The organism is Variovorax sp. GW531-E2, from assembly GCF_059423125.1.
Map to the genome: position 1 here is coordinate 34,004 of NZ_JBWKXQ010000027.1, position 25,383 is coordinate 59,386.

Annotated in this window: 21 protein-coding genes; 10 read left to right on the plus strand and 11 right to left on the minus strand. The window is 69.3% G+C overall.

Annotated elements, in window-relative coordinates; genetic code table 11:
* Nucleotides 1-11: 11 nt before the first annotated feature.
* The 7 genes from AC07XP_RS16955 (at nucleotide 12) to AC07XP_RS16985 (ending at nucleotide 8,985) form a co-directional block, all read left to right on the plus strand.
* On the plus strand, nucleotides 12-1,469 hold the full coding sequence (locus AC07XP_RS16955) for an N-acyl-D-amino-acid deacylase family protein (protein ID WP_492686083.1): 1,458 nt from the start codon (nucleotides 12-14) through the stop codon (nucleotides 1,467-1,469).
* A gap of 233 nt (nucleotides 1,470-1,702) precedes the next feature.
* Nucleotides 1,703-2,242 (plus strand): MarR family winged helix-turn-helix transcriptional regulator, encoded by a 540-nt coding sequence (locus AC07XP_RS16960; protein WP_307694462.1) that lies wholly within the window; start codon nucleotides 1,703-1,705, stop codon nucleotides 2,240-2,242.
* A gap of 6 nt (nucleotides 2,243-2,248) precedes the next feature.
* Nucleotides 2,249-3,847 (plus strand): ABC transporter substrate-binding protein, encoded by a 1,599-nt coding sequence (locus AC07XP_RS16965; RefSeq protein WP_495265334.1) that lies wholly within the window; start codon nucleotides 2,249-2,251, stop codon nucleotides 3,845-3,847.
* A 142-nt stretch (nucleotides 3,848-3,989) separates the two neighbouring features.
* Nucleotides 3,990-4,931 carry an ABC transporter permease gene (locus AC07XP_RS16970; RefSeq protein ID WP_495265335.1) on the plus strand — a complete coding sequence of 314 codons (942 nt, stop codon included), beginning with the start codon at nucleotides 3,990-3,992 and terminating at the stop codon, nucleotides 4,929-4,931.
* A 21-nt stretch (nucleotides 4,932-4,952) separates the two neighbouring features.
* Nucleotides 4,953-5,903, plus strand: coding sequence for an ABC transporter permease (locus AC07XP_RS16975; protein WP_070061793.1), 951 nt, complete (start codon nucleotides 4,953-4,955; stop codon nucleotides 5,901-5,903).
* Between the two features lie 2 nt (nucleotides 5,904-5,905).
* Nucleotides 5,906-7,537, plus strand: a complete 1,632-nt coding sequence (locus AC07XP_RS16980) for a dipeptide ABC transporter ATP-binding protein (RefSeq protein WP_495265336.1) — start codon at nucleotides 5,906-5,908, stop codon at nucleotides 7,535-7,537.
* A 62-nt stretch (nucleotides 7,538-7,599) separates the two neighbouring features.
* Complete coding sequence (locus tag AC07XP_RS16985; protein ID WP_495265337.1) at nucleotides 7,600-8,985, plus strand: amidase; 1,386 nt, start codon at nucleotides 7,600-7,602, stop codon at nucleotides 8,983-8,985.
* Between the two features lie 19 nt (nucleotides 8,986-9,004).
* Here the strand turns inward: AC07XP_RS16985 and AC07XP_RS16990 are convergent, their stop codons facing one another.
* From AC07XP_RS16990 to AC07XP_RS17010, 5 genes are all read right to left on the minus strand, one after another.
* On the minus strand, nucleotides 9,005-9,223 hold the full coding sequence (locus AC07XP_RS16990; RefSeq protein WP_062468907.1) for a hypothetical protein: 219 nt from the start codon (nucleotides 9,221-9,223) through the stop codon (nucleotides 9,005-9,007).
* A gap of 131 nt (nucleotides 9,224-9,354) precedes the next feature.
* Entirely contained in the window at nucleotides 9,355-10,260 is a 906-nt protein-coding gene (locus AC07XP_RS16995; protein WP_062468910.1) for a ZIP family metal transporter, read from the minus strand.
* A gap of 112 nt (nucleotides 10,261-10,372) precedes the next feature.
* Nucleotides 10,373-11,272 (minus strand): dienelactone hydrolase family protein, encoded by a 900-nt coding sequence (locus tag AC07XP_RS17000; RefSeq protein ID WP_062468912.1) that lies wholly within the window; start codon nucleotides 11,270-11,272, stop codon nucleotides 10,373-10,375.
* A gap of 127 nt (nucleotides 11,273-11,399) precedes the next feature.
* On the minus strand, nucleotides 11,400-12,140 hold the full coding sequence (locus AC07XP_RS17005; protein WP_495265338.1) for an aspartate/glutamate racemase family protein: 741 nt from the start codon (nucleotides 12,138-12,140) through the stop codon (nucleotides 11,400-11,402).
* A 29-nt stretch (nucleotides 12,141-12,169) separates the two neighbouring features.
* Nucleotides 12,170-13,060: a transporter substrate-binding domain-containing protein gene (locus AC07XP_RS17010; RefSeq protein ID WP_062468917.1), complete on the minus strand. Its 891-nt coding sequence runs from the start codon at nucleotides 13,058-13,060 to the stop codon at nucleotides 12,170-12,172.
* A gap of 201 nt (nucleotides 13,061-13,261) precedes the next feature.
* Here AC07XP_RS17010 and AC07XP_RS17015 point away from each other — a divergent pair, with 201 nt between their 5' ends.
* Complete coding sequence (locus AC07XP_RS17015; protein ID WP_495265339.1) at nucleotides 13,262-14,488, plus strand: D-amino acid dehydrogenase; 1,227 nt, start codon at nucleotides 13,262-13,264, stop codon at nucleotides 14,486-14,488.
* Here AC07XP_RS17015 and AC07XP_RS17020 read toward each other — a convergent pair.
* The 6 genes from AC07XP_RS17020 to polA form a co-directional block, all read right to left on the minus strand.
* Nucleotides 14,421-15,995 (minus strand): PepSY domain-containing protein, encoded by a 1,575-nt coding sequence (locus AC07XP_RS17020; protein ID WP_495265340.1) that lies wholly within the window; start codon nucleotides 15,993-15,995, stop codon nucleotides 14,421-14,423. The genes AC07XP_RS17015 and AC07XP_RS17020 overlap by 68 nt on opposite strands.
* Before the next feature lie 17 nt (nucleotides 15,996-16,012).
* Nucleotides 16,013-18,178, minus strand: a complete 2,166-nt coding sequence (locus AC07XP_RS17025) for a TonB-dependent receptor (protein ID WP_495265341.1) — start codon at nucleotides 18,176-18,178, stop codon at nucleotides 16,013-16,015.
* 117 nt (nucleotides 18,179-18,295) lie between these two features.
* Nucleotides 18,296-18,655 (minus strand): hypothetical protein, encoded by a 360-nt coding sequence (locus AC07XP_RS17030; protein ID WP_489062364.1) that lies wholly within the window; start codon nucleotides 18,653-18,655, stop codon nucleotides 18,296-18,298.
* Between the two features lie 41 nt (nucleotides 18,656-18,696).
* Nucleotides 18,697-19,599, minus strand: coding sequence for a LysR family transcriptional regulator (locus tag AC07XP_RS17035; protein WP_062468929.1), 903 nt, complete (start codon nucleotides 19,597-19,599; stop codon nucleotides 18,697-18,699).
* Nucleotides 19,600-19,621: 22 nt separating this feature from the next.
* Entirely contained in the window at nucleotides 19,622-20,908 is a 1,287-nt protein-coding gene (locus AC07XP_RS17040; protein WP_492694549.1) for a M20/M25/M40 family metallo-hydrolase, read from the minus strand.
* A gap of 63 nt (nucleotides 20,909-20,971) precedes the next feature.
* On the minus strand, nucleotides 20,972-23,788 hold the full coding sequence (gene polA / locus AC07XP_RS17045) for a DNA polymerase I (RefSeq protein ID WP_495265342.1): 2,817 nt from the start codon (nucleotides 23,786-23,788) through the stop codon (nucleotides 20,972-20,974).
* 97 nt (nucleotides 23,789-23,885) lie between these two features.
* Between polA and AC07XP_RS17050 the strand changes: the two genes are divergently transcribed.
* Nucleotides 23,886-24,260, plus strand: a complete 375-nt coding sequence (locus tag AC07XP_RS17050) for a hypothetical protein (RefSeq protein WP_062468938.1) — start codon at nucleotides 23,886-23,888, stop codon at nucleotides 24,258-24,260.
* 73 nt (nucleotides 24,261-24,333) lie between these two features.
* Nucleotides 24,334-25,383, plus strand: a complete 1,050-nt coding sequence (locus AC07XP_RS17055; RefSeq protein ID WP_095946816.1) for a homoserine kinase — start codon at nucleotides 24,334-24,336, stop codon at nucleotides 25,381-25,383.

Consider the following 25,383-nt stretch of genomic DNA (forward strand, 5'->3'; position numbering starts at 1 on the left):
GCATTGCCCTCATGACCGACAAGACACCCCACTACGACCTCTTGATCCACGGCGGCACCGTGATCGACGGCACCAAGGCCCCGCGCTTCGACGCCGACGTGGGCATCGTCGACGGCCGCATCGCCGCCATCGGCAAGCTCGCGGGCCACACGGCCGACCAGACGCTCGACGCCACGGGCCGCATCGTCGCGCCGGGCTTCATCGACTCGCACACGCACGACGACCAGGCCGTGCTGTCGCATGCGCAGATGCCCTTCAAGGTGTCGCAGGGCGTGACCACCGTGGTGGCGGGCAACTGCGGCATCAGCGCCGCGCCGCTGCGTGCCGACATGGACCTGCCGATGCCGCTGAGCCTGCTCGAGACGCCGCCGGAAGACCGCTTCACCACCTTCGCAGCCTACCTCGACGCGCTGCGCGCCACGCCCTCGTCCGTCAACGTGGCGGCGATGGTCGGCCACTCGACCCTGCGCGCCGTGACCATGTCCGACCTCGACCGCCCCGCCACCGCGCAGGAGATCGCCGCCATGCAGGCGCTGGTCGAGGAAGCCATGCAGGCCGGCGCCATCGGCCTGTCGACCGGCACCTTCTACCCGCCGGCCGTGAAGGCGACGACCGAGGAAATCATCGAGGTCGGCCGCCCGCTCACGGCGCGCAAGGCGCTGTACGTGACGCACATGCGCGACGAGAGCGACCGCGTGATGGAGTCGCTAGAAGAAACCTTCCACATCGGCCGCGCGCTCGACATTCCGGTGGTGGTGTCGCACCACAAGGTGCAGAACACGCAGAACTTCGGCAAGACCAAGGTCACGCTGCCCTTCATCCAGGAAGCGATGAAGCACCAGTGCATCGGGCTCGACTGCTACCCGTACACCGCGGGCTCCACCATGATCCGCACCGACCGCGGGATGATGGACGGGCGCGTGCTCATCGCCTCCAGCGTGCCGCACCCCGAATGCGCCGGCCGCGACCTGAAGGACATCGCGGCCGAATGGGGCGTGTCGGGCGAAGAGGCCGCGCTGCGCCTGTCGCCCGGCAGCGCCATCTATTTCATGATGGACGAGGACGACGTGCAGCGCGTGCTCGCCTTCGACGAAACCATGATCGGCTCCGACGGCATTCCGCTGGGCGACAAGCCGCACCCGCGCCTGTGGGGCACCTTCCCGCGCGTGCTGGGGCACTACAGCCGCGACGTGGGGCTGTTCCCGCTGGAGACGGCGGTGTGGAAGATGACCGGGCTCACGGCGCGCAACTTCGGCCTGCACGAGCGCGGCGCGCTCAAGGTCGGGCACCACGCCGACGTGGTGGTCTTCAATGCCGCCACCGTGCGCGACACCGCGAACTACGAAACGCCGACCGAACCTGCCGAAGGCATCGACGCGGTGATCGTGAACGGCGCCGTCACCTGGCGCCACGGCGTGCACAGCGGCGCGCGCAACGGGCAGGTGATCGTGCGCCAGGACGCGGCCTGACAGCTCGCACCTCGGCGGCGCCTGCACGGTGCCGCCTTCGCATCCTGGTGCATGCGCAGCACCGGATCGGTGAACACGCCGGGCCTCATGGGCCCGGTTTTTCTTTCTCCCTGGCGCTTTTCCCCTCTGGCAGTGCATCCCTAGGGGATTTCCCTCGACAGCTGGCCCGGAGCTTGCGTAGTTTGCCCACATAGTTGAACATTTCAACTATTGAAGACTTCTACCAACCCGCCATGCACGCCCCGCTTCGCCTGAAAGACGACTACCTCAACGTCCTGCTCGACCTGGCCTCGCAGCGCACGCGCGACCGCGGCTCGCGCATCTACGAGATCGAGCTCGGCCTGTCGATCCGCGACGTGCGCCTGCTGCGCATGATCGGCGCCGCGCCCGGCATCACCATGGGCCAGCTGGTGCAGACCTGCGCCATCGAGAAGACGCTGGTCTCCAAGCTGGTGAGTTCGCTGGTGCAGCGCGAACTGGTCGAACGCCAGATCGGCACCGAGGATGCGCGGCAGATCCGCCTGTGCCTCAGCAAGACCGGCATCGACATGGTGCTGCGCGCCGAGCCCATCGGGCACGAGATGGAAGCGCGCTTTCTCGACTGCCTGAGCGTCGCCGACATCGAGAACCTGCGCCGCATCATGCACAAGCTCATCGACGCCGAAGAAGGCTCGCGCGACATCTTCGAATTCCTGCTGGTGCAGCTGCGCGAAAGCAAGGAATCGCCCCCGTCTTCCTCTCCCTCGTCTTCCGCTCCATCCCGAAAGAAGTAAGGCTCCATGGCAATCCACCTTTCACCGCGCCGCGTCGCGGCGGCTTCCCTGTCGGCGCTCGCTTTGTGCTTCGCCGCCACCGCGTCCGCCCAGACCGTGCTTCGCACCGTGCCCTCGTCGGACCTGAAGATCGTCGACCCGATCTGGACCACCGCCAACATCACGCGCAACCACGGCCTGATGATCTACGACACCCTCTTCGCGATGGACGAGAAGGGCGTCATCAAGCCGCAGATGGTCGACAAGTACAGCGCAAGCGCCGACAACAAGGTGTGGAGCTTCACGCTGCGCCCGGGCCTGAAGTTCCACGACGGCGCCCCGGTCACCTCCCAGGACGTGATCGCCTCGCTGGCGCGCTGGGCCAAGCGCGACACGCTGGGCCAGAAGATGTACGAGGCGATGGACAGCATCGCCGCCGACGGCCCCAACGGCTTTCGCATGGCGTTCAAGCAGCCCTTCGGCGTGGTGCTCGACGCGCTCGGCAAGCCCAACCCGCTGGTGCCGTTCATCATGCCCAAGCGCGTGGCCGACACACCCGCCGACAAGCAGATCGACGAGCTGGTGGGCTCCGGCCCCTTCACGCTCGCCAAGGAAGACTTCCGCCCGGGCGATCGCGTCATCTACCGCAAGAACACCGCCTACGTGCCGCGCAAGGAACCCGCCTCGGGCCTGGCCGGCGGCAAGGTGGTGCACGTCGACCGCGTCGAATGGGTGATGCTGCGCGACCCGCAGACGCAGGCCAATGCGCTGCTCAACGGCGAGGTCGACATGCTCGAGACCGTGCCCTCGTCCGGCTACACCGGCATGCGCACCAACGACAAGATCGAGCTGGTCGACGTGATGCCGGCGGGCCCCTTCACCGTGCTCTACAACCACAAGGTGCCGCCCTTCAACAACCCCAAGGCGCTGAAGGCCGCGATGCTCGCCATCAACCAGGAGGCGATGCTGCGCGCGCAGGTCACCTTCCGCGATTTCTACAAGCCCTGCGCTTCGATCTACCTGTGCGGCTCGCTCTATGCGAGCGACAAGACGGGCTTCTACACCGGCAAGCCGCAGTTTGAAGAGGCGCGCAAGCTGCTCAAGGAATCGGGCTACGACGGCAAACCCGTGGTGATCCTGCTGCCGGGCGACGCACCCGCGCTGAACAAGTTGCCCGCGGTGTACGGCCAACTGCTCAAGCAGGTGGGCTTCAACGTCGACGTGCAGACCACCGACTGGGCCACGCTCGTGACCCGACGCGCCAAGAAAGACCTGCCCGAGAACGGCGGCTGGAACGCCTTCATCACCTTCTGGGGCGGCGTGGACGCGAGCAGCCCCATCGGCTACAGCCCGCTGACCGGCAACGGCGACCAGGGCTACTTCGGCTGGCCCGTGGTGCCCGAGCTCGAGGCGCTGAAGACGAAGTTCATCGCCACCGCCGACCTCGCGCAGCGCAAGGAGATCGCCACGCAGATCCAGCAGGTCGTGCTCGAGCACGGCGTGCTCGCCCCGCTCGGCGAAGGCAAGGCGCCCACGGCCGTGCGCCGCGGCACCATCACCGGCCTGCTGCCGTCGCCGGCGGTGCTGTACTGGAACGTGCGCAAGACGTCCGCGCCATCGCCATGACCGCGACATAGGCCGGCCCGCGCGCCCGCCCCTCTCCCCTTTCTGATCGCCACCCCTGACCGGCTGCGCCTCGCGCGGCAGCCGGGCGGGACTTCCTTTGCCCGCGCCACACGCCCGGCCCCTCGTCAAGGACCTGATTCACATGCTCCACTTCCTGTTGCGCCGCGGACTGGCCACCGCGCCCGTGCTCCTGATCGTGGCCGTCATCGTCTTCCTGCTGCTGCGCATGACGCCCGGCGACCCCGCGGCGGCCATCGCGGGCGACGCGGCCAGCGCGCAGGACATCGCGCGCATCCGCGCCCAGCTGGGCCTGGACGCATCGATCGTGACGCAGTTCGTGCACTGGCTCAGCCAGGTGCTGCGCGGCGACCTCGGCTACTCGTTCTTCTACCGGATGCGCGTGACCGACCTGATCGGCCAGCGCCTGGAACCCACGCTCTCGGTGGCGGCGGTGACGGTGGTGCTCACGGTGCTGATCGCCGTGCCGCTGGGCGTGCTCGCGGCCTCGCGGCGCGGCGGCCGGCTCGACCGCTTCATCATGGGCGCCTCGGTGCTCGGCTTCTCGGTGCCGGTGTTCGTGGCCGGCTACGTGATGATCTGGCTGTTCTCGATGCAGCTCGGCTGGCTGCCCTCGCAGGGCTACCAGCGCATCGGCGACGGCGTGGGCCCGTGGCTGCGCCACCTGGCGCTGCCCTGCATCACGCTGGCCGTGATGTACGCGGCGCTCATCGCGCGGGTCACGCGCGCGGCGGTGTCGGAGGCGCTCACCGAAGACTACGTGCGCACCGCGCGCGCCAAGGGCATCGCCGAGTGGCGCATGCTGCTGCGCCACGCGCTGGCCAACGCGGCCGTGCCGATCGCCACCGTCATCGGCCTGAGCGTGGCGGGCCTGATCGGCGGCGTGGTGGTCACCGAGACGATCTACGCGATCCCCGGCCTGGGCCAGCTCACGGTGGACGCCGTGCTCTCGCGCGACTACCCGCTGATCCAGGCGATCACCCTCTTCTTCTCGCTCGTGTACGTGGTGGTCAACCTGCTGGTGGACCTGAGCTACCTGCTGCTCGATCCGCGCATCCGGTACTGACCTCCTTTCGAAAGCCCCGCCATGACTTCGATCTCCCTGCGCGACGATGCGCCTGCCTCTGCCGCGGTTCCTCCCGCCGCACCCCGGGCCCCGGCCCGCTCGCTGCTGCGCCGCCTGCTCGCCAACGGCGGCGTGCGCATCGGCGGCGTCCTGCTGGCCGCGATGCTGCTGCTCGCGGTGGCCGCGCCCTGGCTCGGCACCATCGACCCGAACGCGATGGACCCCGCGAACTCGCACCTGCCGCCCGGCGCGCGCGCCGAGTTCACCACGCTGGCGGGCGACAGCTTCGATCGCTTCTTCCCGCTGGGCACCGACAGCATGGGCCGCGACCTGTGGAGCCGCACGGCCTACGGCGCGCGCATCTCGCTGTCGGTGGGCGTGGCGGTGGCGCTGGGCTCGGTCGCGTTCGGCCTGGTGGTGGGCATGGTGGCGGGCTACTTCCGGCGCCTGGACGGCGTGATCATGCGGGTGATGGACGGGATGATGGCCATCCCCGGCATCCTGTTCGCGATCGTGCTGGTGGCCGTGTGGCGGCCCAGCCTGCTCACGGTGATCCTGGCCATCGTGGTGCCCGAGACGCCGCGCGTGGCGCGGCTGGTGCGCTCGGTGGTGCTGTCGGTGCGCGAGGAGCCGTATGTCGAAGCGGCCGTCGCGCTCGACACGCCGACCTGGAAGTTGATGTTGCGCCACATCCTGCCCAACACGGTGGCGCCGCTGATCGTGCAAGGCACCTTCATCTGCGCGGCGGCGATGCTGGTGGAGGCGGTGATGTCCTTCCTGGGCATCGGCCTGCCGTCCGAGGTGCCGACCTGGGGGAACATCATGTCCGAAGGCCGCACGCACTTCACCTCGCACCCCTCGACCGTGCTGCTGCCCGGCCTCTTCCTGGCGCTCACGGTGCTGGCCGTGAACATGCTCGGCGACGGCCTGCGCGACGCGCTCGATCCCAAGTTCAAGGCACGCGGAGGCTGAGCATGACATCCACCCCTTCCACAACGTCCGCCGCGCCCTGCCTCGTGGTGCGCGACCTCGCCATCGACCTGCCCGCCGGCGCCGACCGCGCGCATGCGGTGCACGGCATCTCGTTCGACGTCATGCCCGGCCAGGTCGTGTGCCTGCTGGGCGAATCGGGCTCCGGCAAGTCGGTCATCGCGCAGGCCGCGATGGGCCTGCTGCCCGCGTCGCTGCGACCCTCGGCCGGGCGCATCGAGGTGCAGGGCGAGGACGTGCTCGTGGCCAGCCCGGCGCGGCTGCGCGCGCTGCGCGGCGCGCGCATGGCGATGGTGTTCCAGGAGCCGATGACCGCGCTCAACCCGGTGATGCGCTGCGGCGCGCAGGTCGACGAAATCCTGGCCGAGCACACGACGCTGGGCGCCGCCGCGCGCCGCGAGCGCGTGCTGGCCATCTTCGAGCGCGTGCGGCTGCCTGAGCCCCAGCGCATCTACGACGCCTACCCGCACCAGCTCTCGGGCGGGCAGCGCCAGCGCATCGTGATCGCCATCGCGCTGATCCTGCGCCCGGCCCTGCTGATCTGCGATGAGCCCACCACCGCGCTCGACGTGACCACGCAAGCCGAGATCCTCGCGCTCATCCGCGAGATGCAGCAGGAGAACGGCACCGCCGTGCTGTTCATCACGCACGACTTCGGCGTGGTGGCGGACATCGCCGACCAGGTGGTGGTGCTGCAGCTGGGCCGGCAGGTCGAGAGCGGCCCGAAAGACGAAGTGCTGCGTCGCCCGAAGGAGGCCTACACGCGCATGCTGCTCGACGCCGTGCCGCGGCTGGCGCCCGTGCTGCGCGCGCCCATCGACGCCCAGACGCCGCTGCTCGATGCGCGCGGCGTGGGCAAGGTCTACCGCACGGGCAGCTGGCCCGGCAAGCGCCGCGCGGTGCATGCGGCGGCCGACGTGTCGCTGAAGCTGCATGCGGGCGAGACGGTCGGCATCGTGGGCGAATCGGGCTCGGGCAAGTCGACCGTGGCGCGCTGCATCGCGCGGCTGATCGAGCCGACCGACGGCGACATCCGCGTGCCGGGCATCGAGGGCTCGCGCGGCGCGCAGCGCTCGGCGTTCCGGCGCATGGTGCAGGTCGTGTTCCAGGACCCGAACCGCTCGCTCAACCCGCGTCGCACGGTGGGCCAGTCGATCGTCGAGGGGCCGGTGAATTTCGGCGTGCCGCACGCCAAGGCCTGGCAGCGCGCCGAGGAGCTGATGGCGCTGGTGCGGCTGCAGCCCGAGGTGCTGCACCGCTACCCGAGCGAGTTCTCGGGCGGTCAGCGCCAGCGGCTGTGCATTGCGCGCGCACTGGCCTGCGAGCCGCGCGTGCTGATCGCCGACGAGGCCGTGTCGGCGCTCGACGTGTCGGTGCAGGACCAGATATTGAAGCTGCTCGCGGAGATCCAGCAGCGGCTGTCGATCGGCATCCTGTTCATCACCCACGACCTGCGCGTGGCCAGCCAGATCTGCGACCGCCTGATCGTGATGCACAAGGGCCGCATCGTCGAGCAAGGCAGCGCGCACGACGTGCTGCTGTCGCCGCGCGAGGCCTACACGCGCACGCTGCTGGCCGCGGCGCCGGGCCAGGGCTATGCGTTCGGAGGCGGCTGAGCGCCGTCGCCTCCCCGTCTTTTCCAACCACCTTCATCCAACCAACCCAAAGAGACGAAGCCATGACCACACCCCTGTACGAACTCAGTGCCCTCCAGTTGCTCGAACGCTACCGCGATCGCGCCTTGTCGCCGATCGAGGTGACGCAGGCCGTGCTTGCGCGCATCGAGCGCTGGGAGCCGCACATCCACGCCACCTACGGGCTGGACGCCGAAGCCGCGCTGGCTTCGGCGCGCGCCTCCGAGGCACGCTGGGCGCAGGGCAAGCCGCAGGGCGATCTCGACGGCGTGCCGGTCACGCTGAAAGAGAACATCGCCACGCGCGGCACGCCCACGCCCATCGGCAGCGCCGCCACCGTGCTGGCGCCCGCCGCGGCCGACGCCCCCGCCGCCGCGCGCCTGCGCGAAGCCGGCGCGGTGATCGTGACCAAGACGACGATGCCCGACTTCGGCTTCCTCGGCGCGGCGCCGTCGAGCTTCCACGCGCTCACGCGCAACCCGTGGGACCTGGGCCGCAACACCGGCGGCTCGAGCTCGGGTGCCGGCGCCGCCGCTGCCGCGGGCTACGGCCCGCTGCACCTGGGCACCGACATCGGCGGCTCGGTGCGCATCCCGGCCAGCTTCTGCGGCGTGTTCGGCCTCAAGCCCAGCCACGGCCGCATCCCGGTCGACCCACCCGCCGCAGCGCGCGTGATCGGCCCCATGACGCGCACCGTGGCCGACGCCGCGCTGCTGATGCAGGTGGTGACGCGCCCCGACGCGCGCGACTACATGAGCCTGCCGCCGAACGACTTCGCGTGGCAGCGGCTCGAACGCAATGTGAAGGGCCTGCGCATCGGCCTGTGGACCGAGATCATGGGCGGCTGGCCCATCGATGCGGAAGTGAAAGAGGCCGTGCTGGCCGCGGCCCGCCTGTTCGAGCAGGCCGGCGCCATCGTCGAGCCGCTGGCCGACTGGACCACGCTGGACATGCGCATGGGCATGGCCCACTTCTTCACGATGCGCTGCCGCGTCGACCTGGCCGCGATGGCGCCGGAGCGCGCGAAGCTCGCGGCCGGCTACATCCACCAGGCGGCAGAGTTCGCCGCCTCGCTCACGCCCGAAGACACCTTCCGCGCCTTCACGCGCATGCAGGCGCTGCGCGCGGCCACCGTGGCGGCCACGCAGCCCTTCGACTACGTGCTGTCGCCGGTGTCGCCGGTGCTGCCCTTCGCGGCGGAGGCCATCAACAGCGGCTCGGAAAACCTGCTGAAGGACTCGCACTTCACGTCGGTGTTCAACCAGTCGGAACAACCGGCCGCCTCGATCAACTGCGGCCATGCGAAAAATGGCCTGCCGATCGGCCTGCAGATCGCGGGACGCCGCTTCGACGACCTGGGCGTGCTGCAGATGGCGCGCTTCTACGAGTCGGTGCGCCCGGCACAGGCGCGCTGGCCTGAACCGGCCTGACCGGGCTGCGTCAGGCGAATCAGTCCGGCGCGTTCATCACGCGGTCGAACTCTTCGTCGGCCGGCACGTTGTCGGCATCGAGCTCGCTGGCATCGGTGAGGTCGATGCCCGTTTCGTCCGACAGGTCGTCGGACGCATCGGCTTCGAGTTCGTCGAAGTCGTCGGCAGGCGTGCTGTCGTCATCGTCGTCTTCGGACGACGAGGCGGAGCGCGCGGTGGCATCGGCTTGGGGCGTCATGATCGAATTCCTCGGCAGATGAGTAAACGGCCCTCTATGGTGCGCCTGTTTTGCCCCTTGCGGTGGATCGACGGGCTGACGTCGGTGTCGGAAAGTTTCCCGTCTCCCGAGGCTGCCCACACTCGTTGTCGTCAGTCCTTGTGGACGTGGCCGTGCTCGCCGTGTCCTTCGTCATGGCCATGCTCGTGGCCATGCTCGCCGTGCGCGAGCCGGCTCACGAGCGTGACCAGCAGGATGCCCGCCGCAAGCCACGCGATCTGCGCCGCGGTCTGGCGCGCGGGCAGGCGCTTTTGCAGTTGCGGAATCAGGTCGGCCAGTGCCACGTAGACGAAGCTGCTGCCCGCCAGCACCAGGAAGTACGGCAGCCAGCCATGCAGCTGGTCGACCAGCCACCAGCCCGCGATGCCGCCGAGCATGGTCATCGTGCCCGCGAGCGACACCTTCACCAGCGCCGCACGTGAATTGGCCGAGCTCTGGCGCAGCACGACGAGGTCGCCGATGTGGTGCGGCACTTCGTGCGCGAGCACGGCCAGCGCAGCCACGAGGCCCAGGCGGATGTCGGCCACGAAGGCCGAGGCGATCAGGATGCCGTCGCCGAAGCAGTGCACGCTGTCGCCCGTGAGCACGGCCCAGCCGCCGCCGCCCGTGGGGGGTGCGTGGTGATGATGGGCGTGCGAATGGCCGTGGTGATCGTGGTCGTGGTGATCGTGGGCGCCCTCTTTCGCCGGTGCGGCATCGCCATGGTGGTGCTCGTGCCCGTGGTGCCACAGCTCGGCCTTGTCGAGCAAGAAGAAGAACACCAGCCCGAACAGCAGCACCGCGAACAGCAGCGCGGGCTCGATGCGGCTTTCGAAGGCCTCGGGCAGCAGGTGCATGAAGGCGGTGGCCAGCAGCGCGCCGGCCGCCAGGCTCAGCAGGTGCTGCGGGTTCACGCCGCCACCGCCGCTGCGCACGCCCACGCGCAGCAGCAGGGCCGCGAGCCAGACGCTTCCGATGCCGGCGACCAGGGTCGCCACGAGAATTACTATCAAATTCATAGCTGCTTGCGCAAGAGGGACGGCCGGTACGGCCTTGTTCCGTTCATAAAAAGAGAAAGGCCGTCACTTCGGACGGCCTTCGGCGGCAGGTGGCTACGGGCGCCGTCTTCGGTCAGGCGACACCATTGGCTTTGAACCAGGCCGTGGCACGCTGCCAGCCGTCTTCCGCGGCGCTCTTGAGGTAGCTGGGGCGGTAGTCGGCGTGGAACGCGTGGCCTGCTTCGGGGTACACGACGAAGCTCGATGCCTTGGCCGCCGGAGTCCCACCGGCCAGAGCAGCTTTCATCTTATCAACCGTGTCAAGGGGGATGCCCTGGTCTTTTCCGCCGTACAGGCCGAGCACCGGCGCCTGCAGGCTGGCGGCGATGTCGACGGGGTGCTTGGGCTGCAATTCGCTGGCCTGCCCGACCAGCCGGCCGTACCAGGCCACGCCGGCCTTGACCTTGCCGGTGGCCGCGTAGAGCCACACGATGCGCCCGCCCCAGCAGAAGCCGGTGATGCCGGCCTTGCTCGTGTCGCCGCCGTTGGCCTTGGCCCAGGCCAGCGCGCCGTCGAGGTCGGCCATGACCTGCGCGTCGGGCACCTTGGTGACGATGTCGGCCTGCAGCTTGGGAATGTCGGTGTAGCCGCGCGGATCGCCCTGGCGCGCGTACAGCTCGGGCGCGATGGCCAGGTAGCCCAGTTCGGCGAAGCGGCGGCAGGTGTCGGCGATGTACTCGTGCACGCCGAAGATCTCCTGGATCACCAGCACCACGGGCAGCCCGGTCTTGCCGGCCGGCGCCGCCGCATAGGCAGGCACCCCGAAGCCGTTGACGGTGTACTTGATGGGGCCGGCCTTCAGGCCGTCGGCCGGGGTGGTGATGGCCGTCTGCGCGGCCACCGGCAGCACGGCGGCGGCGTAGCCGACCCCGAGGGCGGCCTTGAGCGCGGTGCGGCGCGTGGCCCCCTGCTCGGTGCTGTCGCCGGGGCGCAGCGAATCGAATTCGGAACGGTTGTCGTCGAAGGAGGTCATGCAAGGGCTCCGGTTGAATCGTCTGACAAGGGGGTGTGGCGTAGAAAAACGCACGCCGCAATGTAGGCGAAATCGGGCCGGGCCGTATGACCGGACCGTAAAGCAGCCGGGCCGCTTCGGGCTGTGGCTAGGCGCCGTAGGCCCGCCGTGCCAGCGCCTCGGCCAGCACCTGGGCCGGGTCGACGAGGCGCAGCCCCGCCACCGCGGCCGAGCCCTGCAGGCCCAGCGGCACCTCGGTGCAACCCATGATGATCGTGACCGGGCCGTGCCGCTCGGCCAGCCGCAGCGCGACCTCGGAGAAGCAGCGTTCGGCCAGCGGCAGGTTGCCGGCCTTCACGCCGTCGAAGATGCCGCGCATGATGGTCTGGCGCTCGTCGGCCGACGGCACATGGCAGCCCAGGCCGGCCTCGGCCAGTGCCTGCTCGTACAGCCGCACGCGGTAGGTGCCTTCGGTGGCCATCAGCGCCACCTCGCTCGCGCCCTGCGCGGCCAGGTGCTGCGCGGTCTCGCGCGCCATGTGCAGCAGCTCGACCTGCGGAAAGCGCTCCTGCAGGTTGGCATGCCACGCATGCGCCGTGTTGCAGGCGATGGCCACGGCGCGGCTGCCCAGCGCGGCCAGCCGGCCCAGCGCCTGCAGCATCGGTTCGAGCGGCTGGTGCGCGCCCTGCGCGTCGGAGGCCAGCGCGCCGGTGCGGTCGGGCACCGGCACCTGCGCCAGCCAGTGTTCGGGAAAGGACTGGTCGCGCACCGGCTCGCCGCGTGCACGCATCTGCTGCGCGCAGGCCTGCACGAAGAGCCGGACGAAGTCGGCGCCCGCCGCGGGGCCCATGCCCCCGAGGATGCCGACGACCTGTGTGGCTGCGACCATGTCTTTTCTCTTTCGCTCTCTCTGTGCGATCAGGTCGCTGGTTTGTCGCTGAAGGCCTTGAGGTTCTCTTTCAGCTGGTCGCTCATCGGCAGGTTCAGCGGCACGTTCTTCGGCGGGATCGGCTGCATGAACCACTTGGTGTAGAGCTTCTCGAACTCGCCGCTCTTCATCATGGCGGTGAAGGTGTCGTCCACCAGCTTCTTGAAGGCCGGGTCGTCCTTGGGCAGCATGCAGGCGTAGGGCTCGACCTGCAGCGACTCGCCCACCACTTCGTAGTCGGCCGGGTTCTTCGAGTTGGCGATGAGGCCGAACAGCAGGATGTCGTCCATGGCGAAGGCCACGGCGCGGTCGCTCTCGACCAGCAGGAACGCGTCGGCGTGGTCCTTGCCGAGCACGATGTTCATGTCGAGGTTCTTCTCGGTGTTGTACTTGCGCATGACCAGCGCGTTGGTGGTGCCGGTGGTGCTGGCCACGGTCTTCTTCGCCAGGTCGGCATAGTCCTTGATCTTGGAAGACTTCTTCGTCAGCAGGCGCGTGCCCGTGTAGAAGTGGTTCACCGCAAAGGCCACGTCCTTGCCGCGCGCGGTGTTGTTGGTGGTGGAGCCGCACTCCAGGTCGATGGTGCCGTTGGTGATCAGCGGGATGCGGTTCTGCGAGGTGACCGCCATCAGCGAGACCTGCAGGTTGGGCTTGTTCAACTTCTTCTTCACCGCCTCGACCACGGCGTTGGAGAGTTCCACCGAGAACCCGATCGGCTTGTTGGGGCCGTCCAGGTAGCTGAAGGGCACCGACGACTCGCGGTAGGCGAGCGAGATCTTGCCGGACTCGGCGATCTTGGCGAGCGTGTCGGCAGCTTGTGCGGCCGGTGCAGTGAAGAGGACCGCGGCAGCCAGGGACGCCATCAAAACGGAGAGTTTCATTCGAGCCTTCATCGGTTGGATTGAACAGACAGCCAGTGTAAGAAGGAGTGACACATCGGGACAATTCCAATTAACCCCGGGGTCATGCCCAAAGGTTATGGGCTGGGTTCTTTTGGCATTTCCGGGCACGGCGAGGGGCCTCTACAGTCGCACGCTGTCTCTTCTGTTCCCTTTCTTCTTCACTTCCGGAAAGTTGCCTCCATGCATGTGTGCGTGCTCGGCGCCGGCATCGTGGGCCTGGCGACCGCCTGGCAACTCGAGCGCCAGGGCCACCAGGTCACGGTGATCGACCGCGCGGCGCCCGGCGCGGGCGCCAGCGGCGGCAACGGCGCGCAGCTGAGCTACTCGTACGTGCAGCCGCTGGCCGATCCGTCGATCTGGACGCAGCTGCCCAAGCTGCTGTTCTCCCCCACGTCGCCGCTGAAGCTGCGCCCGCAGCTCGACCCGCTGCAATGGCGCTGGGGCCTGGCCTTCCTGGCCGCATGCAACGCCGCGACCTCGCGCGACACCACCGCACAGCTGCTCGCGCTGGCGGCCGCGAGCCGCACCGGCTTCGAGGCCATGCAGGCCGACATCGCGCCCGACTGCGATTTCTCCGCCACGGGCAAGCTGGTGCTCTACGCCAGCGCGGCGTCGCTCGAAGGGGCGAGCGCACAGGTCGCGCTGCAGCGCACGCTGGGCAGCGAGCAGCGCATCGTCACGCCCGATGAGTGCGTGGCCATCGAGCCCGCGCTCGCGGACTACCGCGGCCAGATGGCGGGTGCGGTGCACACGCCGAGCGAGTGCGCGGCCGACTGCCTCAAGGTGTGCGCCGAGCTGATGCGCGCACTGAGCGCGCGCGGCGTGCGCTTCATGCTCGGTGCCGACGTGCACGGCTTTGCGCGCAGCGAGGGCCGTGTCGCCGCCGTGCAGACCAGTGAAGGCGACCTCGAAGCCGATGCCTTCGTGATGGCGCTGGGCTCGGCCTCGCACAAGCTCGGTCGCGCGCTCGGCGCCTACCTGCCGGTGTACCCGCTCAAGGGCTACAGCATCACGGTCGACGTCGACCCCGCGCCCGGCGCGGCGCCGCGCGTGAACGTGACCGACAGCGCGCGCAAGGTCGTCTTCGCGCGCATCGGCTCGCGCCTGCGCGTGGCCGGCATGGCCGAGCTGGTGGGGCACGACGCGAGCATTCCGGCCACGCGCATCGAGACGCTGGCCGACGCCACGCGCGCCGTGTTCCCGCGCGCCAGCCGCCTGGCCGAGCTGCACCCCTGGACCGGCATGCGCCCGGCCACGCCGAAGGGCCTGCCGATCATCGGGCGGCTGCCGCATGCGCCGTCGAACATGCTGTTCAACACCGGCCACGGCGCGCTGGGTTTCACGCTGGCCTTCGGCTCGGCGCAGCGGATCGCGCAGGCGCTGGACGCGACCCCGTCGCACTCTTGAGCTTGCGGCCCAGGCGCCGCCAGCCGATCACCACGCCGGTCAGGCTCAGCAGCGCACCGCCCGCGCTGAGCGCGACCAGCAGCACGTCCCACAGCGGACGGTGCTCGAGCAGCGGCAGCCAGTCCCAGCTGTGCAGCATCGCGAACAGCCAGCGGCTCCACCGGCGCGTGCTGTCGCTGCGGCCGAGCACGGCGCCGGTCTGCGGATCGACATGGACCCAGGTGGCGTGCGCGTCGGCGAACACCACGCGCCAGACGGGCAGCGGCTTCTCGCTGCCGCCGGTCATGGTGTGCGCGTCGCGCGTGTAGTAGTGGCTGTCGTAGGCGGTGAGCACGTCGATGCGCGCGACCGGATCAGGCAGCAGTTGCGCGACGGCAGTGCGCAGCACCGCGGGGTCGATCTGCTGCGGCTGCGCGCTGGCCGCGTCGCGCACCAGCGGCCGGCCACTCGCGGTGCTGGCGAGCACCAGCGTCTGCCCTGCCGCGCGCACCCAGCGCAGTTCGCGGACATCGCCGCGCGTGGAAGCCAGCAGCGCAGCGGGCGCTGCATCACCAGCTTCTACGACGAGCGGCCCGCCCTGCATCGCCGCCATGCGCAATGCCGGCGCGCCGCTGTCGAACACGCGCCAGGGGTTCATCGACATCAGCCCGCTGAAGATCCACGTCAGCGTGACGAGCGCGAACAACAGCCCGCTGATGTGATGCCAGCGCATCATGAAGCCCTGGTACGGCGAGTGCGAGCCGCTCTTGTAGGTACGCCGGAAGCGCCAGCGCATCACGCCCACCACGGTGCCGGTGAGCGTGACGGCGATGCCGACGATGGAGAGCCAGTTGACGATGTCGGCCCAGTAGCGGTCCAGGCCCGTGCCGCGCAGCGGGTACAGCCAATGAATCCATGCGCCGGCGTAGTTCCACAGCCGCTCGGTGCGCGGTGCGTCGCGCACCACTTCGCCGGTGCGGCCCGAGATGTACAGCCGCGTGGCCTGCGCATCGGCCAGGTCGACCACATGCAGCGGGCGGTGCGCGTCGAGCCCGCGCGAATGGGTGAAGGCGTCTTCGTCGATGGTGCCCCGGTACTGGAGCACCACGCCCTCGCCCCCATAGGCCTGCGCGCTCACGAGTGCGCGGGCGCGGTCGACCTGGCGCAGCACGGCGCCGGTCTGTGCATCGACGACGACCACGCCGCGCCCCGGCGGCGACCGGCGCGCGCCGGGTTCTGCCGCGCTCGCCGGCACCGCGAGGTACACCGCCTGCCCGCCGCTGGCCACGGCCAGCCCCAGGTCCTGCAACGGCCCCGCGATACCGGCCGCATCGAGCGCCTGTCGTGGCCCCAGCAAGGGCGCCTTCGCATCGAGCGGCGGCAGGTGCTGCAGGCGCTCGGCCTCGGTGAGCTTGGGGTAGCCCACGTACATCATCACCACGCCCGAGACGAACCACATCGCGAAGAAGGCGCAGACGACCACGCCGAGCCAGCGGTGGATCAGGAACAACCAGCGTTTGGCATGCATGGCGGCGCTCCCGGGGTTCAGAAGCTCACGCGCACCGACACGTCGGCCGTGCGCGGCGCGCCGAGGTAGGCAAAGCCGGCGCCGACGTTCGCGGCGTACACGCGGTCGGTCGCGTTGCGCACGCGCCCTACCACCGTCACGTTGCGGTTCACCTGCCAGCTCAGCCCGAGGTCGAGCAGCGTGTAGCCGGGCCAGTGCATCGTGTTGGCCGCATCGGCGTACACCTTGCCCACATGCCGCACGCCCGCCGTGGCCTGCAGGCGCGGCGTGATGGCGTACGACACCCAGAGGTTCGCGACCACAGCCGGCGTGTTGGTCGGCGTGCGGCCCGCGAGCGACACGCCGCCCTGGCGGAACTGCTCGTAGCGCGCATCGACGTACGTGAGGTTGCCCTGCAGCGACCACTGCGGCGTGGGCTGCAGCCCGAGCGCCAGCTCCACGCCCTTGGACGACTGCTCGCCGACGAGCACCGTGAGCGTGCTGTTGGCCGGGTCCTGCGTCGCGATGTTGGTGCGGCGGATGCTGTAGGCCGCGAGCGTGGCCGTGCCCTTGCCCTGCCAGAAGTCGAGCTTGGTGCCGACCTCGACCTGCCGGCCGGTGGTGAGCTCGCTGTTGTTGCGCACATCGGCGAACGAGGCGGTCGAGAGCACGCCCGACGGCGGATCGGCCGCGGTGGCGTACTGCGCGTACAGGTTGGCGCCGGGCGCGAAGTCCCACACCAGGCCGATGCGGCCGGTGGTGGGCTTGTAGCCACGATGGAAGGTGGCCGGGTTCGCCGCGTCCACGGTACGGCGGTTGACCAGTTCGAGGTCGATGCGCTCGTGGCGCAGCGCCGTCACGAGGTGCAGCGACGGCTGCAGCGCGGTGCGGTTCTCCAGATACAGCGCGGTGGTCCGCACCTTGTTGTCGCGGTCGGGCCGGAAACCGGGCGTCATGCCCGGCACGTCGAAGAAGCGCTCGGTGGCAAAGACGTACGGGTTCACCGTGCTCACGGTGCCGGGCAGGCTGTTGGGAAAGCGCGTCTGCCGGTTCACGCTGAAGTCCAGCCCGAAAGACCAGTCGCTCTTCAGCCCGCCGATCTGGCCCTTGTGGAGACCTTCGACGCGGTTGCCCCACACGTCCTGGTCGTGCCGCTGCAGCAAGGCGCCCGAGCGGATGACGGCCGTGTTGCGCGCGTTGTAGCGGTAGTTCTCGACGTTGCGGTAGTCGCGCAGCGCGTCGTAGGCATAGAAGGTGTTCTTGAACTGCAGCGCGTCGCTGGCCTGCCATTCGGTGACCGAGCGCAGCCACTGCACGCGCTGCGCATAGAGGCCGTCGGCGCTGTTGTAGTTCTGGAAGCGTGTGCTGCGGTCGATGCGCATCTCGCCGCCCGCCGGGTTCAGCACCGGCGTGCCCCAGTAGGGCCGCGTGACGTCTTCGTCCTGGTACTCGTAGGCAAGCGTGTGCTTCAGGCCGCCGCCGAAGTCCGACAGCAGCGAGGCCGCGAGCTGCGTCGACTTGCTCTTGGTGCCGTCGGTCCAGCCGTTGGCGTCGCGGTGGTTCACGTCGATGCGCGCGTAGTGGCTGCCCGCGCCGCCGTCGCCGGCGATGCGGCGGTTCAATCCGAACGAAGCCTCCTTCAGGTTCTGCGTACCGACACGCAGCTGCGCTTCGGCGAAGTCGCTGCGCTCGGGCGTCTTGGTGATGTAGTTGATCGAGCCGCCCAGCGCACCCGAGCCGAACAGGAAGCTCGACGGGCCGCCGATGGCTTCGACGCGGTCGTAGATCCAGCTGTCGACCGGGCGCGCCGCGATCGAATACTGCAGGTTGATGCCGTTGAACAGCTGCGCGATCGAGCCACTGCCAAAGCCACGGTAGCTCACGCCGACGTTGCCGGGCGCGTCGTGCGCGGTCACGCCGGGCACGGCGCGCAGCGCCTCCTGCGTGTTCTGCGCGCCGCGCGCATCGAGCACCGCGCGGTTCACCACCGTGATGGAAGCGGGCGTCTCGCGCGGCGTGAGGCCCAGGCGGCTCGCGGTGTCGGCGGGCGTGTCAAGGTCGAGCCGGCCGTTGGGGCGCGGGGCATCGTCGGCCACCTCGATCGGGGGCAGCGAAGACACGGCGGTCTGGGCATGAGCAGGCGCATGGACGGCGCCGAACAAGGCAAGCAGCCCCAAAGCGGGGGCACGGGAAAGGGTGGGCATGGCATCTCTCTTGCGACGGCGCTGGCGAAAACAATGAAGCGCAGCGCCGGCCGCACAACGACCGGGAACGCACCGCGCGGCCCGTTCAGGCGGCGTCAGGTGCAGGAACGACGAAGCTCAGGAGAGATGCGTGGGCGGCCCGCGCGCCGGCAGCGGCGAGGCCGTGGCTGCCGCGAGGCGGGCAGCGGGAATCGATTGCAGCGCACGGCCCAGCGGCAGCGGCGTGGGCAGCGTCACCTGCACGGTGGCGGGCGGCGGCCCGGAGACCATGCACAGCGGGCAGTCCATGGCTGCCATGCCGACTTCGGTCGCGCCGTCGTCGCCCTGCACGATGAGCTTGACGGTGCCCGCGGCGGAACACACGAGTTCCATCGCCTGCGGGTTCACGAGCGGCGACGCGCCCGCGATCAGCAGCGACGCCATGAACCACGCCAGCACCAGGCGGTGCATTGCGCAGAAGGTTCGAAGGGCGTGCATGGGCGCGGATTATGGCGCGAGGCGAATGCCCCGCATCTTTCTCAGGCGGTCTGCTCGATCGCTTCGCGCATGCAGCGCGTGATGCCGCGCACGGCCACCGAATCGGGCCGGCCCGCGAAGCGCAGCGCGCGCACCGGCACCGGAATGTGCGGCTCCAGCGTGAGCACGTCGACCTTGGCGCGGTCGGCCGAGCGCGCCGTGCAGCCGTCGACCAGCGCCACGCCCAGCCCGTGGTGCGCCATGGCCAGCGCCGCGTGGTAGGTCTGCACCGTGACCACGGCCTGCTGGAAGCCCACGCCCGCCTGCCGGCAGGCCTGGCTCAGGCTGGTGCCGACGGGGTCGCGGCCATCGAGGCCGATCACCGGGCGGTCGATGAGGTCGTGCAGCGCCACCGAGCCGTTGCGCACCAGCGCGCGCGGCAGCATGCCCTTGGGCGCCACGCACACCATGCGGCTGTCGGCCAGGGTCTCCTGCGTGAGCGAGGGATGCACCGCGGGGCTGAAGGCAAAACCCACGTCGGCCTCCTGCAAGAGCAGCGCCGACATGATCTGCGGCGAGTGCAGCGACTCGACCGTGATCGCATAACCCGGATGCATCTCGCGAAAGGCCTTGAGCGCGCGCGGCAGGATTTCGTAGCTCAGCGCGAGCACGCTGAGGATGCGCAGCTCGCCCGTGTCGTTGCCCGCGCGCAGGTTCGCCGCCAGCCGCTGCACCTCGTCGAGCTGCGCGAACAGCCGCTCGATGTGCGGGTACAGCGTGAGCGCCTCGGTGGTCGGCGTGAGCCGCCCCTTGGCGCGCTGGAACAGCGGAAAACCCAGCTGCAGCTCGGCATGCTGCAGCGTGCGGCTCACGGCCGGCTGCGTGATGTTGATGAGCCGCGCGGCCGCGCTCACGCTGCCCGCGAGCATGATCGCGTTGAAGACCTCGATGTGGCGCAGCCGCATGGCCGACAGTCGTCGGAGGCGGTCAGCGGACGGTGGTCTTGCCCGTCGCGATGTCCATCACCATGCGCACGCCCAGATAGAGACGCGGCTCGATGGAGTCGATCAGCACGTACTCCGCGTCGGCCGTGTGCGCGCCGAAGCCCTGTAGGCCGAAGCGCTCGATGACCGGCGCCTTGGTCTTGAGCGAAGCGAACGCCGCGTCGGTGCCGCCACCGGCGGCCTTATCGTCGGCGCCCAGCGGGCGGCCCAGCTCGTCCTTGTAGATGGCCTGCGCGTGCTTGGCCAGCGCGCGCGACGCGTCGGTGGCCTCGAGCGGCGGACGGCGGCGTTCGAACTTCAGCTCGACCTTGGCGTCGGGCACCAGCTGCTTCTTCACACGCTCGTTCACCTGCTGCTCGATGCGGTCGTAGTCGGCCACCTTGAGCACGCGCACGTCGGCGCCCGCGGTGGCGCTGGCCGGAATCACGTTGCGGTTGGTGCCCGACTTGGAGATGGTCCAGTTCATCTTCAGACCCGTGGCCGGGTCGGACAGGTCGCGCATCTGCAAGATTTGATGCGACAGCTCGTACAGCGCGTTCACGCCCAGCTCGGGCGCCGAGCCCGCGTGCGAGGCCTTGCCCGCCACGTTCAGCGTGACCGAGGCGATGCCCGCGGTGGCCAGCGAGAGCTTGTCGTCCTTGATGGAGGCGCCCTCGAACGACAGCACGGCATCGTGCTCGCCGCCCAGCTTGGTGAGCAAGGCGCGCGAACCGGGCGAGCTGATTTCTTCGTCGCCGTTGATCAGCACGGTGAGCGTGCCGTAGTCCTTGAACTTCAGCGCCTGCAGCATCGACACCAGGTGCGTGATGACGGCCACGCCCTGCTTGTCGTCGGCAATGCCCAGGCCGTAGGCCTTGTCGCCGTCGACGCGGAACGGCTGCTTGTTGAGCATGCCCACGGTGTAGACCGTGTCCATGTGCGCGATGAGCATGATCTTCTTGGTGCCCGTGCCCTTGAAGGTGGCGCGCACCACGCGGCCGATTTTCTCGGGCGTGTCTTCCATGCGGTAGGCGTCGGCGCTCGGGTCGATGAGCTCGACCTCGCCGCCCAGCGCCTTGAACTTGGCGGCGATGAGGTCGGAGATTTTCTCGAGGCCTTCGATGTCGCGGCTGCCCGACTCGATGGAGACCAGCTCCTTCAGCGTCTCGAGCAGGGCGGGCTTTTCCTTGGCGGCCAGCGCGGCGATGCGGGCATCAGGGGCAGCGGAAGCGGTGCCGAGGAAGGCCGCGCAGACGGCGGCGAGCAGGAAGGTGCGGGGCTGGAGTTTCATGGGCGTGTTTCTTCTTTCTGTCGTTTGTCTCTTGGGGATCGTGCGAACGTGGATCAGTGAGGATCAGTGGGCCTTGTCCCAGTTGGGACCGACGCCGATCTCGGCGAGCAGCGGCACCTTGAGCGCCGCCACGCCGGCCATCAGGCGCGGGATTTCGGTGCGCACCCATTCGACCTCGGCCTCGGGCACTTCGAACACCAGTTCGTCGTGCACCTGCATGATCATCTTGGTGGCGCGCTTTTCTTCGTCAAGCACGTTCTGTACCTTGACCATGCTGAGCTTGATGAGGTCGGCCGCCGTGCCCTGCATCGGCGCGTTGATGGCCTGGCGTTCGGCCGCCTTCTTGCGGGGGCCGTTGCCGCCGTTGATCTCGCTCAGGTAGAGGCGCCGGCCGAACACGGTCTCGACATAGCCCTTGTCGCGCGCGAACTCCACGATCTGGTCCATGTAGGTCTTCACGCCCGGATAGCGTGCAAAGTACCGATCGATGTACGAGGCCGCGGCCTTGGTCTCGATGCCCAGGTTCTTCGCCAGGCCGAAGCTGCTCATGCCGTAGATGAGGCCGAAGTTGATGACCTTGGCGTAGCGGCGCTGCTCGCTGGACACCTGGTCGGGCGTGGTGCCGAACACCTCGGCGGCCGTGGCGCGGTGCACGTCGACGCCGTCGGTGAAGGCGCGCAGCAACGACTCGTCGCCGCTGATGTGGGCCATGATGCGCAGCTCGATCTGCGAGTAGTCGGCACTGGCGATCACGCTGCCTGCCGGTGCCACGAAGGCCTCGCGCACGCGGCGGCCTTCGGGCGTGCGGATCGGAATGTTCTGCAGGTTGGGGTCGTTGCTGCTCAGGCGGCCCGTGACGGCCACCGCCTGCGCATAGTGCGTGTGCACGCGGCCGGTGCGCGGGTTGGCCAGCTGGCCGAGCTTGTCGGTGTAGGTGCCCTTGAGCTTCGAGAGGCCACGGTGCTCGAGGATCTTGGCGGGCAGCGGGTAGTCTTCGGCCAGCTTCTCCAGCACTTCTTCGTCGGTGCTGGGCGCGCCGCTCGGCGTCTTCTTGACCACGGGCAGGCCCAGCTTGGTGAAGAAGATTTCGCCGATCTGCTTGGGCGAACCCAGGTTGAAGGGCTGGCCCGCGATGTCGTAGGCCTCCTGCTCCAGCGCCATGATGCGCGTGCCCAGGTCGTGGCTCTGCGCGGCCAGCGTGGGCGCGTCGATCAGCACGCCGTTGCGCTCGATGCGGTACAGCGCCTCGCTCGAATCCATTTCGAGCTGGTAGATGTAGGCCAGCTTTTCTTCCTTCTGCAGCAGGGGCCACAGCGCGTGGTGCACGTCGAGCGTCTGGTCGCTGTCTTCGCACGAGTACTCGGCGGCCTTGGCGATGTCCACCTGGCTGAACGGAATCTGGTGCGCGCCCTTGCCGCACAGGTCTTCGTAGGAGATGCCGCTGCGTCCCAGGTGGCGCTCGGCCAGGGACGACAGGCCGTGCGGCTTGTTCACTTCGAGCACGTAGCTTTGCAGCATGGTGTCGTGCGCGTAGCCCTGCACCTCGATGCCGTGGTTGGCGAACACGTGGCGGTCGTACTTGATGTGCTGGCCCAGCTTCTTCTTGTCGGCGTTCTCGAGCCAGGGCTTCAGCCTGGCGAGCACCTCGTCGATGGGCAGCTGCGCGGGTGCGTCGGGGTAGTTGTGCGTGAGCGGAATGTAGGCCGCTTCGCCCGGCGTGACGCTGAAGCTGATGCCCACGATCTGCGCGACCATTTCGTCCAGCGAGGTGGTCTCGGTGTCGATGGCCGTGAGTTCGGCGGCCTCGAGCTTCGCGAGCCAGGCGTCGAACTGCGCCCATTCCATGATGGTGTCGTACTTCAGGTTGCTCGCGGGCGCGGCGGCCTCTTGCGCGTCCAGCTCGGAGGGCTCGTCGAACAGGCCGCCCTGGTCGCGGTCGGCCTTGGCGGCGGCCTTCTTCTTGGCGTTCTCTTCGATCAGCTCGGGCGGCACTTCCTGCGCTTCGAGCGACTTGACCAGGCTCTTGAAACCGAACTTCTCGTAGAAGGGCTTCAGCTCGGCCGTCTGCGGCGCGCCAACGGGCAGGCCTTCGAGCGAGGGCAGGCCTTCGACATGGCCGTTCAGGTCGCAGTCGGTGCGGATGGTGACGAGGCGGCGGCTCAGCGGCAGCTTGTCGAGCGCCTGGCGCAGGTTCTCGCCGGCGGCGCCCTTCACTTCGGCGGCGCGTTCGACCAGCGCATCGAGCGAGCCGTATTCGAGCAGCCACTTGGCGGCGGTCTTGGGGCCGACCTTCGGCACGCCGGGCACGTTGTCGACCGTGTCGCCGATGAGCGTCTGGTAGTCGACCATGAGGCTGGGCGGCACGCCGAACTCTGCCGTCACGCCGGCGATGTCGCGCTTCTTGCCGTTCATCGTGTCGATGATGGTGATGTGCTCGTCGACCAGCTGGCTCAGGTCCTTGTCGCCGCTGGACACGATCACCTCGACGCCCTGCGCGGCCGCCACCTTGGCGAGCGTGCCGATCACGTCGTCAGCCTCGACCTCGGGCACGGTAATCACCGGCCAACCGAGCAGCCTGACCACTTCGTGGATGGGGTCGATCTGGCTGCGCAGGTCGTCGGGCATCGGCGAGCGGTTGGCCTTGTACTCGGGGTACCAGTCGTCGCGGAAGGTCTTGCCGGGGGCGTCGAAGATGCAGGCCGCGTAGTCGGCGCGCACCTCGCGGCGCAGCGCGGTCATCATGTTGATCATGCCCCGGATCGCCCCGGTGGCCGGGCTCTTGGGGTCGCCGGGCACGGCGCGCAGATCGGGCATCGCGTGGAAGGCCCGGTACAGGTAGCTCGAGCCATCGACGAGCAGCAGCGTTTTCTTGTCGGTCATCGGGGCATTTTGCCGTGCCCGGACCGGCGTCCGGAACGACACCAGGGTCGGCTGGCGGCCGACACGCCGCCAGCGGGTGCACGCCTACAATCCGTGCATGCCTAGCTCCCCACTCCTGGTCGCCCGCCGCATCCTGCTGGCGCTGGCTTTCGCCACCCCCGTTGCCGCCCTCGCGCAGGCGCCGGCCGCGCCCGCCGCCAAGCCGGCCCCGGCGGAACCGCTACAAAATCAGGAGCAGGCCGACGGCCGGCGCAACCAGAAGGTCGAGCACATCCACACGGAAGACAGCGGCGCCTCGGTCGACGAGGTGCGCTACGGCGGCCGCACGCAGAGCATCAACGTCAAGCCCAAGTCGAACATGCCCGGTTACGAAGTGCTGCCCAACGACGGCGGCAGCGCCCGCCCCGGCACGACCGGCGACGCCAACAGCGGCGGCAACGGCCCGCGTGTCTGGAACGTGCTGAAGTTCTGACCGTGACGCTGTCGTTCTCCTTCCCGCCCTCCCTCTTTTCTCCCGCAGCCGCCGTCCGGCGCTGAGCATCGCCATGGCAGTTTTTACCGAAGTCCAGTTCGGCGAGGCAGACGCGCTCGTCCAGCGTCTTGGCATGGGCGCCCTGCGCGAGCTGCGCGGCATCGAGGGCGGCATCGAGAACACCAACTACTTCGCCACCACCGAGTCGGGCGAGTTCGTGCTGACGCTGTTCGAGCGCCTGAGCGCCGAGCAGTTGCCGTACTACCTTTGCCTCATGAAGCACCTGGCCGGTGCCGGCCTGCCGGTGCCCGCGCCCGTGGCCGACCCGGCCGTGGCGCCGCCGACCGGCCATGCGCTGTCGATCCCCGCGCAGGCACCCTGCGAGCTGCTGCACCGCGTGGCCGGCAAGCCCGCGGCGCTGGTGCAGAAGCTGTCGGGCCGCAGCGAGCTGGCCCCCACGGCCGCCCATTGCGCCGAACTGGGCGCCATGCTGGCCCGCATGCACCTGGCCGGGCGCGACTACCCGCGCATCCAGCCCAACCTGCGCGGCCTGCCCTGGTGGAACGAGACCGCCCCGGTGGTGCTGCCCCACATGGACGAGGCGCAGTCGGCGCTGCTGCGCGCCGAGCTGGCCTACCAGAACCATGTCGCCGAATCGTCGGCCTACGCGGCACTGCCGCGCGGCCCGGTGCATGCCGACATGTTCCGCGACAACGTGATGTTCGCGACCGGCGGCGAGCCCGACGCGCCGCCGCGCCTCACGGGCGTGTTCGACTTCTACTTCGCGGGCACCGACACCTGGCTGTTCGACCTGGCCGTGTGCCTGAACGACTGGGCCATCGACCTGGCCAGCGGCCGGCATGACGCCGCCCGCGCCGACGCCCTGCTCGCCGCGTATGAAAGCGTGCGCAGGCTGAACGCCTCCGAGCGCGCCCTGCTGCCCGCGATGCTGCGCGCCGCCGCGCTGCGCTTCTGGATCTCGCGCCTGTGGGACTTCCACCTGCCGCGCGAGGCCAGCATGCTCAAGCCCCACGACCCGACGCACTTCGAGCGCGTGCTGCGCGAGCGCGCCACCCACCCGCACGCCATCGCCCACGTCCTAGAGCCGGCGCTGGCAGCCTGA

Coding starts and splice junctions, on each gene's coding strand:
- AC07XP_RS16955 (WP_492686083.1), top strand. CDS start 12: ATGACCGACAAGACACCCCACTACGACCTCTTGATCCACGGCGGCACC.
- AC07XP_RS16960 (WP_307694462.1), top strand. CDS start 1,703: ATGCACGCCCCGCTTCGCCTGAAAGACGACTACCTCAACGTCCTGCTC.
- AC07XP_RS16965 (WP_495265334.1), top strand. CDS start 2,249: ATGGCAATCCACCTTTCACCGCGCCGCGTCGCGGCGGCTTCCCTGTCG.
- AC07XP_RS16970 (WP_495265335.1), top strand. CDS start 3,990: ATGCTCCACTTCCTGTTGCGCCGCGGACTGGCCACCGCGCCCGTGCTC.
- AC07XP_RS16975 (WP_070061793.1), top strand. CDS start 4,953: ATGACTTCGATCTCCCTGCGCGACGATGCGCCTGCCTCTGCCGCGGTT.
- AC07XP_RS16980 (WP_495265336.1), top strand. CDS start 5,906: ATGACATCCACCCCTTCCACAACGTCCGCCGCGCCCTGCCTCGTGGTG.
- AC07XP_RS16985 (WP_495265337.1), top strand. CDS start 7,600: ATGACCACACCCCTGTACGAACTCAGTGCCCTCCAGTTGCTCGAACGC.
- AC07XP_RS16990 (WP_062468907.1), bottom strand. CDS start 9,223: ATGACGCCCCAAGCCGATGCCACCGCGCGCTCCGCCTCGTCGTCCGAA.
- AC07XP_RS16995 (WP_062468910.1), bottom strand. CDS start 10,260: ATGAATTTGATAGTAATTCTCGTGGCGACCCTGGTCGCCGGCATCGGA.
- AC07XP_RS17000 (WP_062468912.1), bottom strand. CDS start 11,272: ATGACCTCCTTCGACGACAACCGTTCCGAATTCGATTCGCTGCGCCCC.
- AC07XP_RS17005 (WP_495265338.1), bottom strand. CDS start 12,140: ATGGTCGCAGCCACACAGGTCGTCGGCATCCTCGGGGGCATGGGCCCC.
- AC07XP_RS17010 (WP_062468917.1), bottom strand. CDS start 13,060: ATGAAACTCTCCGTTTTGATGGCGTCCCTGGCTGCCGCGGTCCTCTTC.
- AC07XP_RS17015 (WP_495265339.1), top strand. CDS start 13,262: ATGCATGTGTGCGTGCTCGGCGCCGGCATCGTGGGCCTGGCGACCGCC.
- AC07XP_RS17020 (WP_495265340.1), bottom strand. CDS start 15,995: ATGCATGCCAAACGCTGGTTGTTCCTGATCCACCGCTGGCTCGGCGTG.
- AC07XP_RS17025 (WP_495265341.1), bottom strand. CDS start 18,178: ATGCCCACCCTTTCCCGTGCCCCCGCTTTGGGGCTGCTTGCCTTGTTC.
- AC07XP_RS17030 (WP_489062364.1), bottom strand. CDS start 18,655: ATGCACGCCCTTCGAACCTTCTGCGCAATGCACCGCCTGGTGCTGGCG.
- AC07XP_RS17035 (WP_062468929.1), bottom strand. CDS start 19,599: ATGCGGCTGCGCCACATCGAGGTCTTCAACGCGATCATGCTCGCGGGC.
- AC07XP_RS17040 (WP_492694549.1), bottom strand. CDS start 20,908: ATGAAACTCCAGCCCCGCACCTTCCTGCTCGCCGCCGTCTGCGCGGCC.
- polA (WP_495265342.1), bottom strand. CDS start 23,788: ATGACCGACAAGAAAACGCTGCTGCTCGTCGATGGCTCGAGCTACCTG.
- AC07XP_RS17050 (WP_062468938.1), top strand. CDS start 23,886: ATGCCTAGCTCCCCACTCCTGGTCGCCCGCCGCATCCTGCTGGCGCTG.
- AC07XP_RS17055 (WP_095946816.1), top strand. CDS start 24,334: ATGGCAGTTTTTACCGAAGTCCAGTTCGGCGAGGCAGACGCGCTCGTC.